Genomic DNA, 11,547 nt, shown 5'->3' with positions numbered 1-11,547 from the left:
ATCGGCGGCAATTGTAAAGGAGAGACAAGGCACATGACTGATACCCAGCAAACAGTGTACGTAGTTGAAGATGACGAGGCGGTACGCGACTCGCTGGAGTTGCTGCTGAAATCCGATGGCAAGCCCGTCAGCACTTACGAAAATGCCAACGCCTTCCTGAAGGATTATTCCGAAAAGATGGCTGGCTGCATTGTGCTGGATATTCGTATGCCTGGCATGGACGGCATGGAACTTCAGAAAAAGCTGAATGAAAAGCACTCGATACTGCCCATCATCTTTGTGACCGGGCATGGTGACGTGCCGATGGCCGTGGATGCCATGAAAGAAGGCGCAGTGGACTTCATCCAGAAGCCCTATCGTGAAGAAGCCCTGTTGCAGAAAATCGAGGCTGCACTGGAGCAGGACCGGGAGCAGCGTAAAACCCTTGGTGAGAAACAGGAAATCCTGCGCCGGGTAAAGAGCCTGACCCCGCGGGAACACGAAATCATGGACCGGATGATTGCAGGGCAGGCCAACAAGGTCATAGCCATCGAGCTTGAAATCAGCCAGCGAACCGTGGAGATACACCGTTCACGGGTCATGCACAAGATGGGAACCCATTCACTGGCACACCTGGTCCGTATGGTTCTGTCCGTAAAGGACCTTATCGACCCGCGCTGATTTGGCCGGCATTATGCAGTCACTATCGTAACCGGCCGTACTTATATGACAGATGCTGTCCCCGAGACAACAGACGTAACAGTTCTGCTTGTTGACGACAATCCGCAGAACCTGAAAGTGCTCTATGAAACCCTGAAAGACAAGGGTTATCGCCTGTTAATTGCCAATGATGGGGAAAAAGCGCTCGACCTGGCTCACCGTCACCAGCCGGAGGTCATCCTGCTGGATATCATGATGCCGGAGCTGGATGGCTACCAGGTGTGTGAACGCTTGAAGGCGGACCCGGTCACTTCCGACAGTGCTGTCGTCTTCCTGTCCGCTCTTGACGATCTTCAGGCCAAGGTCCGTGGTTTTTCTCTCGGTGGCGCGGACTATATCTCCAAGCCCTTCCAGGCTCAGGAAGTCATTGCCAGGGTGAAAACCCATGCCCGGGTAATCCGCCTTGAGCGGGAACTACAGGCGCGCAATCGCCAGCTTGAAAACGACCAGGCCCGCATACTGAACTCCATCAGTGAAGGCATTTACGGTCTGGACGCGACCGGGGTCATCGTGTTCGCCAATCCTGCAGCTGCCCTGATCATGCGCAGTCCCGTTGATGAATTGATTGGCCAGAATTTCTTTGCTCTGCATTTCCGCACGGCCGGTCAGGGGTGCGACTCCCTCCCCGTATACGCCACCTGCACCCAGGGTGTTGCGGAAAACCAGCGCGATATTGAGATGCTGCGTGCAGATGGCACTACGTTTCCCATGGAGTACCGATCCACCCCCAAACTCGATGGAGAGGAACTGCACGGTGCCGTCGTGGTTTTTCGGGATATTACTACCGAGCTTGAGAGTGAACAGGCCCTCGAAGACGCCCGCCATGTGGTCCAGGAGCAGCGTGAGCAGATCGCCCATTTTTCGCGCCTGACCACGATGGGGGAGATGGCCGCGGGTGTGGCCCACGAGGTGAATCAGCCTCTGACGGCTATTACCAACTATGCTCGGGTTGCCAGGCGCGTGCTGGCGAAGGAAGAGCCGGATCACAAGTTGCTCGAAGAGACCCTGGAAAAGATTGAAGCCCAGTCACACCGGGCCAGCGAAGTAATACGACGGATCCGGCGATTCATGAAGAAGCCGGCAGCAGGAAAGGACGTGCTGTCCATCGCTGCTCTGCTTGAAGATACCCGCCAGTTTGCGGAAGTGGATATTCGCAATAATGAAGGTGGCGTTGAAATCTCCGTGGCGGAGGATGTTCCCGAGGTGCTGGCAGATCCCATTCAGGTTCAGCAGGTGGCGCTGAATCTCATCCGTAATGCTCTGGAGTCCACCCGCAGTGCTGATTCCTCGGCACCGGTGGAAGTGAAAGTGGCCATGTCTGGCAGCCGCTGCGTCAGGGTTGCCGTGACCGACCATGGCGTTGGTTTGCCGGATGATGCCGAAGAAAAACTGTTCCTTCCGTTTTACACGACCAAGGAGGAGGGAATGGGGATAGGCCTGCCTACCTGCCGCTCCCTGATCCAGGCTCAGGGTGGTGATATTGGATTCGAGCGCCCGGAGCATGGTGGGGCCTGTTTCTATTTCACTTTGCCCGTGGCGGGCTCCGACGGCGCTTCCTGCGCGCCGGACGCCGATGCCCCGGTGCCGGCGCAGTAGTTCATCAGTTGCCCCAGCGAATTTCGCCACTCAGATGAGGGGCCGCACCTGATGCATTCAGCAGTTGATAGTCCCAGCCAGCCTTTCCCGTCTGCCAGTTGAGCTGTGCCGTTCCGGGCAGGAATAGCGGCTTTTTGAACTGGCAGGATACGGATACCTCCTCCGGGCGCCAGCCGCTCTGTTGTTCCAGCAATGCCAATACCCTGGCCTTGCTCCACATGCCGTGGGCGATGGCGCGGGGAAAACCGAATGCCTTCGCAGTCAGCGCGTGCAGGTGTATAGGATTCCTGTCTCCGGAAACGCTGGCGTATTGCCTGCCAATGGATTCCGGGGCACTGATCTCGGTCGACTCCGGGTAGCGGGGCAGTTCTGGTGGCTTGCCGCCCGATTTTTTACCGGTTTTGGCCGGCTGCCGGAACAGATTCGTGCTGGTTTCCTCCCAGACCACGCGACCTGCCGCCCAGACCTCGGTTATCAGGTCGAATTCCAGGCCCTTAGGGGTATTGTTCTGGCCTTCCAGTCGCACAGAAATGTCCACACTTTCACCAGCCCCGATCGGGCGATGCTGGGTTATGTGATTGCGAAGATGCACCAGGCCCAGCAGTGGCAGCGGGAAGGCGGTATCCGTCAACAGCTTCAGGTGCAGCGGAAACGCCAGAATATGGGGCCAGGTGATAGGCACAGTGGTTTGTGTGCCGAATCCGCAGACTTCCTGGTAGCGCTTCAGATTACTGTTCGCCGTATTGACGCCAATCAGCCTGGCGGATAATCCAGGAATGCTGATGTCAGTGCCGGAGGGCTTCCCTTTCGGGAGAAGCGCCTTGCTGTAAAGCGACCATAGGCCTGGCGGGTGATTACGAAAGATTGCAGTATCTGTCATATTCTTAACTCTCCTGGTACACCTGTGCGGCTCTGGCCTGATATGCTCTAATATTGGACTTAAGTCTGGCAAACCCGGTCAGTATGAGCATTGACCTGGCGTGCCGGCAAGGTTGTCCGGTAGGTCAAGCCGATTGATAAACAACTATAAAGCGGGACATTCATGCAGGAACTTCGCGATGCGGGTGTGATGTTGCGCCTGATTTATCAGGCCATGAAACGCAAAGGGATTGATACCGATGCTATTTTTGCCCGGCTGGGGGTGGATGAAGAGTACGTCTACACCGAACAACTGAGAACCCCTCACAGCGCCCAGCTTTATTTCTGGCAGGTGGTTGAGGATGTTTCCGGTGATCCGGACGCTGGCCTTCACCTGGGGCAGCTTCTGCCGGCGTACAAAGGGCAGGTTCTGGAGTACCTGTTTCTCAGCAGTCCCACTTTTGGCGAGGGCTTGCGGCGGGCACAAAACTACCAGCGACTCCTGAGCGATGCGGCCAATACCGATTTCTTCATCGAGGGAGACGAGGCCTGCATGGTACTGGACGCTGCCTCTGACGAAGTCAGCCGCCTCCGGCATTTTAACGAATGCTTTGTCCAGGGCCTGATTACCTTCTTCAAATCCATTACTGATGACCAGTTCTATCCTTCCCGGATTGAGTTCGAGCACGAGCGCGACCATGGCGAAGCTCATGTGAGCGAGGTGCTGGGGTGCGATGTCGTGTTTGGGGCGGAGGAGAACCGGCTGTATTTCCCCGCCTCACTGTTATCCCATGCCTCACCCCATGCAGAACCGGAATTGCTGGACCTCCATGAGCGGTTTGCCAGCGAACAGGTTGCCCGCCTGGAGAAGAAGGACATTGTGGGGCAGGTGGAACGCATTGTGGCAGAGCTGCTGGACAGTGGAGAGGTTACCCTGGATGCCGTGGCCGGGCGCCTGGGCATAAAGCCACGAACATTGCGTACCCGCCTGACAGAAGCTGAAACCAGTTTTAACCAGGTGCTGGCAGATTTCCGCTACCGGCTTGCGCGCCAGTTGCTGGCAACTACGGATGAATCCATCGACGAGATTGTCTATCTCACAGGCTTCTCGGAACCCAGTACATTTTACCGGGCGTTCAAGCGTTGGTCCGGAATGACGCCCATTGAATACCGCAAAACCGCCCAGGGAAAGGACGCCATGGTTGATGCCATGTGAAGGCACCCCATAAAACCAACTTTTTTCATGAAAAACGTTGACATGCGGGGCCGCCTCTTTATAATGCGCCCTCGTTGTCACCGAGCAATCACACCCTTGATTGCACCCGAGGTGGCGGCTCACGCGGAGCGGTAGTTCAGCTGGTTAGAATACCGGCCTGTCACGCCGGGGGTCGCGGGTTCGAGTCCCGTCCGCTCCGCCATTTTCCCTCCCTGTACTACCTTTTTTTATTGTCATCCCTGCTTCATCTCTACGTAATAGTTGCATGTTATTGTTTCCCTGATTGATGCAAGGGAGATGAATCATGTCGGATTACGAAGAAGAGCTGATGGATTATCAGTTTGAAGAATATGACGACGACGATGGTCTGGATGACGCAACGGAACTGTAACCGCTACCGCTGTCGTAGCGCTTAACGAATACCTTTGCTGGCCTGCTCCGCCAGGTAGTGTTTTCTGTGTTCCCCCGGGCTGGTCTCGAACCAGCGGCGCCACGCTTTGTGAAACGCCGCGGGATTGGCGAACCCCAACAGCCAGGCAATTTCCGAAAGGGATGCCCGTGTTTCCCGGATGTATTCCATCGCCAGTTCCCGGCGTGTTTCGTCCACCAGTTCCCGAAAACCTGTCTGTTCGTCTGCCAGCTGTCTCTGCAGTGTCCAGGGTGCGACGCCGAGCTTTTCTGCAATAGTCGCCAGGCTCGGGGTGTCCCCCTGCAGCAAGGGTGGCAGCAGGTCCTTCACGCGATCTCCGGTACTCCAGCCACTACGGATTCGTAACAGGTCGCGCTGGCACTCCCCGGCCAGTTTCTCATACATGGCTGCTTGCGCCTGCAGCGAGCCTGCCTCCCGTATGCCCGCCGCGAGCCTCAGGCTGTTGCCCTCTGCGCCGAACTTTACCGGGCACCCGAACCATTGTTCGAATACCTCGTCACGGCCCTGGGATGGGTACTCGATGGACACCCGTTCAATGACCCTGTCGTGGCCTACGACTGTCCGCAGAAACTGGGCCCATGCCGCGAGTACTGAATCCACCACGAAAAAGTTGAACACGTTGTAGGGCCTGATCGAGTAGAAGTGTGCTTCTCGTCCGTTGTTCGTCGTCCAGGGCACGCCACGGCTATTGCGGCTGGTAAGCAGGGCGTAGCAAACCAGGGTACTGATGGCTTCTCCGGCTGTCGGCGCGCATTGGGCGGCCAGCCCGGCCATGCCTGCGTCCACCGGCCTCGACAGTTGCCCCATGGTAAGCCCGAATGCGGGATTGCCCGTAAGGGCAATCGCTGCCTGGCCCATACGCATGAAGCGTGGGATGCTGATGCGGGCCTCAGGCTCGCTCAGCGCCTGTTCATCCAGCCCGAAACGTCGGAGCAGGTCTGTGGGGTCTGAGCCCTCAGCGCGGATGGCTCGAGCCATGACGGCAACATACAGCACGCTGATGTCACCAAGGGGGTTCTTGTGTCGGGCAGTGGGGCGCATAGGGGAAGTATTGTCTTACAAGTTGTCCAAGGATATCAGATTGTGCTCCAGGGATATTGTTCGCTGCAAGTCAGAGGGCTACTTTAGAGCCCATGATTCGGCACCGCCGGCCAAATATAAGAGGAGAGAGACCATGACTGCGTCAACACCAGGTGTTAAGCGCTACCCCAATCTGCTGGAACCACTGGACCTCGGGTTCACCCGTCTTCGCAATCGTACCCTGATGGGCTCGATGCACACCGGCCTGGAAGAAGCCAGGAACGGCTTTGAGCGGCTTGCGGCCTTCTATGCCGAGCGCGCTCGTGGTGGCGCGGGACTCATTGTGACCGGCGGTATTTCCCCTAACGTTGAAGGGGCTGTCTTCCAGCACGCCGCCAAGATGAGCAGCGAGGAAGAGGCGGAAAAACATCAGGTTATCACGCGGGCGGTGCACGAAGCCGATGGCAAGATCTGCATGCAGATACTCCATGCAGGACGGTATGCCTATCATCCGGAACTGGTGGCTCCATCCGCCATTCAGGCACCCATCAACCCGTTGAAGCCGAGGGAGCTGGACGAAGCCGGTATCGAAAAACAGATCGAGGATTACGTGAATTGTGCCGGTCTTGCTCAGAAAGCCGGCTACGACGGCGTGGAGATCATGGGCTCGGAAGGTTACTTCATCAACCAGTTCATTGTTGCCCATACCAACCACCGAACTGATCAGTGGGGTGGCAGTTACGAAAACCGCATCCGCCTGCCCATCGAGATTGTTCGTCGGGTCCGGGAGCGTGTCGGCAGCAATTTTATCTTGATCTATCGCCTGTCGATGCTGGACCTGATCGAAGACGGGAGTACCTGGGACGAAGTGGTACAACTGGCCAAGGAAATTGAAAAGGCTGGCGCGACGATCATCAACACAGGTATTGGCTGGCATGAGGCCCGCGTACCGACCATCGCCACGTCCGTGCCCCGGGGCGCATTCACCAAGGTCACGGCGCGCCTGAAAGACGAAGTCAATATTCCCCTGGTAACCACCAACCGTATCAACATGCCAGACGTGGCTGAAAAGATTCTGGCGGAAGGTGATGCAGACATGGTCTCCATGGCCCGACCTTTCCTGGCGGACCCCGATCTGGTGCTTAAAGCTGCGGAAGATCGTGCGAACGAGATCAATACCTGCATCGGTTGCAACCAGGCCTGCCTGGACCATACGTTCAGTGGCAAGCTGACGTCTTGCCTGGTGAACCCGCGTGCCTGCCATGAAACCGAGCTTGCCTATGTGAAAACCGCGGAACCCAAAGCCATTGCGGTAGTGGGCGCCGGCCCTGCAGGGCTGGCGTTTGCCTCCGTAGCGGCAGAGAGAGGCCATAAGGTCACGCTATTCGATGCCGGCAGTGAAGTCGGTGGTCAGTTCAATGTGGCCAAACTGATTCCGGGTAAGGAAGAGTTCTATGAAACCCTGCGCTATTATCGAGTGATGCTGGACAAGCACGGAGTGGACGTTCGGCTGAACACGCGGGTGGATGTCGACGACCTGAAGGCGGGCGGTTTTGACCACGTGGTCCTGGCTACCGGTGTGAGCCCCCGCACGCCGGAAATCGAGGGCGTGGAGCATCCCAGGGTCATCGGCTACCTGGATGCCTTGCTGGGGCGCAAGCCTGTTGGCCAGAAGGTGGCTGTTATCGGTGCCGGCGGTATCGGTTTCGACGTCTCCGAGTTTATCGTTCACAAGGGAACATCAGCGGCACTGGACCCTGAGCACTTCATGCGGGAATGGGGTGTGGATCTGAGTGTTGCGCATCGTGGCGGCATCCAGGGCATGGAGCCGGAGGTGCCTGAACCGGCCCGTGAGGTGTATCTGCTGCAGCGTAAAACCTCCAAGGTGGGCAAAAATCTGGGCAAGACGACTGGCTGGATCCACCGCACCTCCCTGAAGAACCGGCAGGTTCAGATGGTACCGGGGGTGAGTTATCGCAAGATCGACCACGAAGGCCTGCACATCACCGTGACCCCGAAAGGCGCGGAGCAGGGTGAAGATCGCGTATTGCCGGTGGATACCATCGTGATCTGTGCCGGCCAGGAGCCGCTGCGTGAGTTGCAGGGCGGCCTTGAGGCAGCCGGGGTGGCCGTCCATCTGATTGGTGGGGCCGATGTGGCCGCAGAACTGGATGCCAAGCGCGCCATTGATCAGGGGAGCCGCCTTGCCGCAGAACTTTGATGGCTCCAAACGTGTGTCATGCCCCATGATCACAAAACGTTGCAGTTTTCCTCTGTCGAGCGGGCAGTGACCCGCTAGACTATTATCCGGAAGTCTGTCAGTTTGAAACCGGCCCGTACTGACCGTGCGCGGCCGGTTTTTGGTGTCTGGCGGTAAAAACGGAACGCTCTGGGGGCGTTCACCGTGTTGCTGTCAGGTTTTCGCAGAGCGGGGAGTGAGCAATGGGGTCTGCCGACCAGGCAAACGATGGTTATTCGGCGGTGTTTTTCATGGATGGCAGCAAGGTGTCACGGCAGATGCGTGCGTCGGAGTTTGGTGCCTTTCTGGATGGCTATGTAGGGCTGTCAGACCTGGCAGATACTGACGTCAGGGCAGTTTACGTGCTTCTGGGTACAGACCTACTGGTGCGCTCACTGGTGTTTTTCCGTATCTATTTTGATGAAGAGGGCCGGGCCGACAGCCACTGGAACCTGCCGGTGGAGAAGCTTGCGAAAAAGGGCGCCAAGGGCCCCGATATGGGGGCCGGCCCGATTCGTCTGGTATGTCGCAGCCAGTGCCCGAAGTCGGCTAACGCCGAAGAGCTATGGGACCCGGATATGACGCCGGGGAGTAACCATTTTCAGGCTATCCGCCGCGCCCTGGAGGCCAACAGCCTGAAACTGCGGAAAGTGGAGCCCGCGCCGGAGGAGAATATTCCGGTTCTTGGTGACGAAGCCCGCAGCCCTGACGACCTCGAATCCTCCGCGGATCGCGTGCGCCTCGCGCGGGTGATCCGTGAGCAGCGGCTGCGGATCAAAACCCTGCAGAGTGTTCACCGCGATGCCCTGTCTGACATTCAGCGGGAAAACCGTCACGAAATGCAGGCATTGCGTAATGAAATGGCTGAGCTCCAGCAGAAATTCGAGCGCCAGAAACTGAGTAACGAGCAATTGAAAAAGCGCCTTGCTGAGCGCAACGAACAGTATCTGACGATGCAGGAGCAGATCGCTGGCGGCGATGAGCAAAAGCAGCGCGAAGATGCCACGACCGACGCAGAGGTTGTGTTGTTGCGGGAGCAACTGGAGCGCAGGCAGCGGGAGCTGGAACTCCGGGATGAGAAAATCGTGGCTCTCGATCAGGAAAACTACGAGCTGCGTAACCAGGCGCCGGCCGAAAACTCGGTGATGGAGCATTTACAAAGCCAGTCGGTTTTTCTCGTGGCGTATCATCCCGGTGTTGGCCACATAACCCTGCCGTACGATGATATTGAAACCTATTTCCGTAACCCGGTTGCTTATGCCGCAGAACGTTGTGGTCTCAATGAGCCCGCCTACCGAGAGTGGCTGGAGCATTACGAGAAACCTGTCTGTCACCATCAGAACGATGACGGAACCGCCTGTAACGAACCGGTCATGCGTGTGAGCCAGCCCGCCGACTTCCGGGCGGGAATCGATGACCGCTGCGAAAAGCACCAGCCCTCCGAGTGAGAATTAATGTTGTAGCTCTGCCCTGAGCGGGATCTTTTTTCAGAATCCGGCCGTATTTCGTTACTATGGTCTTCCAGACGTGCCCGGGAGATTCGCGAGTTTGATCCCGGCCCATACAGATATCCACAGGAAGCTACATGGATCAATTCAGAAACATTGGCGTGATTGGCCGCATGGGCAGTGTGAAGGTGGTCGAGTCGCTGCGTCAGCTCAAACAATACCTGACGAACAACCATTACCACGTGATCATCGAGGAAGACACGGCAAGCATGCTGCCGGGCCATGGCTTGCAGGTGGCAAGCAAAAAGCTTCTGGGGGAAATCTGTGATCTGGTGATTGTTGTTGGCGGCGACGGCAGCCTGCTTGGCGCAGCCAGGGAGCTGGCTAAATCGAAGATCCCGCTGTTGGGAGTCAATCGCGGCCGCCTCGGCTTTCTGACGGACATATCACCGTCTGATCTGGAGGAGCGACTGGGCAAGGTTCTGCAAGGCGAGTACATCGAAGAGACCCGCTTTCTTCTGGATGGCCATGTTGAGCGTAATGGCCAGCCCCTTGGCTTTGGAACGGCACTGAACGATGTGGTGCTCCATCCCGGCAAATCTACACGGATGATTGGGTTCGATCTGTATATTGACGGACATTTCGTATATAGCCAGCGGTCAGACGGGCTTATTGTGTCCACTCCTACCGGTTCGACGGCCTACTCGCTGTCAGCCGGCGGGCCGATCATGCATCCCAAGCTGGATGCGGTTGTGCTGGTGCCCATGTTTCCGCACACCCTGAGCAGTCGCCCCATCGTGGTAGACGGCAAGAGCGAGATCAAACTGGTGATCGGAGAGACCAACGAAACCTATCCACAGATCAGTTTCGATGGCCAGATGAATATCGCCTGCGCGCCTGGCGATATCATTCGTATCACCAAGAAGCCCTTCAAGATCCGCCTTATTCACCCTGCGGATCACAATTTTTACGCCACATGCCGGGATAAGCTGGGCTGGGCCAGTGAGATTTCAGCGAGTTAAAAACATGGACGGACAGGTAAGATCCGCAAGCCGCGGCTACGACATAATTGGCGATATTCACGGGTGCGCACATACTCTGGAACGTCTGCTGAAGCAGATGGGGTACCGTAAGGTAAACGGAGTCTATGAGCATGCACGGCGGCAGGCCATTTTCATCGGCGATATCATTGACCGGGGCCCGCGCATTCGCGAAGCCCTGCACCTCGTCAGGGACATGGTGGAACATGGCTCTGCACGCATTGTGATGGGCAATCATGAGTACAACGCCCTCGGTTACTGCACCCGTGCCCGGCCTGGCAGCGGCAGAAAGTTTCTTCGTGAACACAACGCCCGCCATGATCGGCTGATCCGCGAGACCCTTGAGCAGTTCGAGCATCATCCCCACGAGTGGAACGAGTTTCTCGAATGGTTCTATACCATCCCGCTGTTTATAGATGAGCCGGACTTTCGCGCAGTGCATGCCTGCTGGGATAGTGAGCTGATCAACAAATTCAAGGAAAGTCAGGGTGGGGCCTGTATTGATGATGATTTCCTCCACGCCTCCGCTGCCATTGAGTCTTTCGCCGGCCAGGTGATGGATACGCTCCTGCGCGGCACCGACCTGCGGTTGCCTCCCGGGGTAAAGATTACTGGCAAGGACGGCTATGTGCGGGAGTTTTTCCGCACCAAGTTCTGGGCCGACAACCCTGAAACCTATGCCGACGTGGTTTTTCAGCCGGACCCGCTGCCGGCAGAGGTTGCATGTCGCGAGCTCACCGATGCCGAACGCAGCCAGCTCATCAGCTATCCGGCCTCGGCGCCGCCAGTATTTGTAGGGCATTACTGGATGGAAGGAGAGCCCGCGCCGCTTAAGCACAACGTTGCCTGTATCGACTTCAGTGCCGTCAAATATGGCAAGCTGGTGGCTTATCGACTGGATGGTGAGCGCACGCTTTCCCGCGACAAGTTTGTCTGGGTGGATGTTGAGCGCCCGGAGCAGCCGGAATATCCCACCAGCGAAGACAGCGTAGCGAGGTAGC

9 protein-coding genes and 1 tRNA gene are annotated in these 11,547 nt (G+C 57.3%); 8 read left to right on the top strand and 2 right to left on the bottom strand.

The window, feature by feature from the left end; all coding sequences use genetic code 11:
* Window positions 1-33 precede the first annotated feature (33 nt).
* Window positions 34-660 (top strand): response regulator FixJ, encoded by a 627-nt coding sequence (fixJ, locus tag FO268_RS14335; protein ID WP_150994003.1) that lies wholly within the window; start codon window positions 34-36, stop codon window positions 658-660.
* A 45-nt stretch (window positions 661-705) separates the two neighbouring features.
* Window positions 706-2,295: an ATP-binding response regulator gene (locus FO268_RS14330; protein ID WP_150994002.1), complete on the top strand. Its 1,590-nt coding sequence runs from the start codon at window positions 706-708 to the stop codon at window positions 2,293-2,295.
* 4 nt (window positions 2,296-2,299) lie between these two features.
* Here the strand turns inward: FO268_RS14330 and FO268_RS14325 are convergent, their stop codons facing one another.
* The gene (locus FO268_RS14325; protein ID WP_150994001.1) at window positions 2,300-3,175 is read right to left on the bottom strand and encodes a MaoC family dehydratase; all 876 of its coding nucleotides are present in this window, start codon (window positions 3,173-3,175) and stop codon (window positions 2,300-2,302) included.
* Window positions 3,176-3,337: 162 nt separating this feature from the next.
* On the opposite strand from FO268_RS14325, the gene FO268_RS14320 reads away from it, so the two are divergent.
* Together FO268_RS14320 and FO268_RS14315 are read left to right on the top strand one after the other, a co-directional pair.
* Window positions 3,338-4,369: an AraC family transcriptional regulator gene (locus FO268_RS14320; RefSeq protein ID WP_150994000.1), complete on the top strand. Its 1,032-nt coding sequence runs from the start codon at window positions 3,338-3,340 to the stop codon at window positions 4,367-4,369.
* Window positions 4,370-4,494: 125 nt separating this feature from the next.
* Window positions 4,495-4,571, top strand: a tRNA-Asp gene (locus FO268_RS14315).
* A 210-nt stretch (window positions 4,572-4,781) separates the two neighbouring features.
* On the opposite strand, the gene FO268_RS14310 is transcribed toward FO268_RS14315, so the two are convergent.
* On the bottom strand, window positions 4,782-5,840 hold the full coding sequence (locus FO268_RS14310; protein WP_150993999.1) for an AraC family transcriptional regulator: 1,059 nt from the start codon (window positions 5,838-5,840) through the stop codon (window positions 4,782-4,784).
* 133 nt (window positions 5,841-5,973) lie between these two features.
* On the opposite strand from FO268_RS14310, the gene FO268_RS14305 reads away from it, so the two are divergent.
* The 4 genes from FO268_RS14305 (at window position 5,974) to FO268_RS14290 (ending at window position 11,546) form a co-directional block, all read left to right on the top strand.
* Complete coding sequence (locus FO268_RS14305; RefSeq protein WP_150993998.1) at window positions 5,974-8,040, top strand: NADPH-dependent 2,4-dienoyl-CoA reductase; 2,067 nt, start codon at window positions 5,974-5,976, stop codon at window positions 8,038-8,040.
* 221 nt (window positions 8,041-8,261) lie between these two features.
* Window positions 8,262-9,506 carry a DNA repair protein gene (locus FO268_RS14300; protein ID WP_150993997.1) on the top strand — a complete coding sequence of 415 codons (1,245 nt, stop codon included), beginning with the start codon at window positions 8,262-8,264 and terminating at the stop codon, window positions 9,504-9,506.
* 137 nt (window positions 9,507-9,643) lie between these two features.
* The gene (locus FO268_RS14295; protein ID WP_137437754.1) at window positions 9,644-10,528 is read left to right on the top strand and encodes an NAD(+) kinase; all 885 of its coding nucleotides are present in this window, start codon (window positions 9,644-9,646) and stop codon (window positions 10,526-10,528) included.
* A gap of 4 nt (window positions 10,529-10,532) precedes the next feature.
* On the top strand, window positions 10,533-11,546 hold the full coding sequence (locus FO268_RS14290) for a metallophosphoesterase (protein ID WP_150993996.1): 1,014 nt from the start codon (window positions 10,533-10,535) through the stop codon (window positions 11,544-11,546).
* Window position 11,547 lies beyond the last annotated feature (1 nt).

Source organism: Marinobacter denitrificans, from assembly GCF_008795955.1.
GTDB lineage: Bacteria > Pseudomonadota > Gammaproteobacteria > Pseudomonadales > Oleiphilaceae > Marinobacter > Marinobacter denitrificans.
Note: the sequence above shows the minus strand (reverse complement) of the source record. Positions and strands in the feature narration are given on the sequence as shown.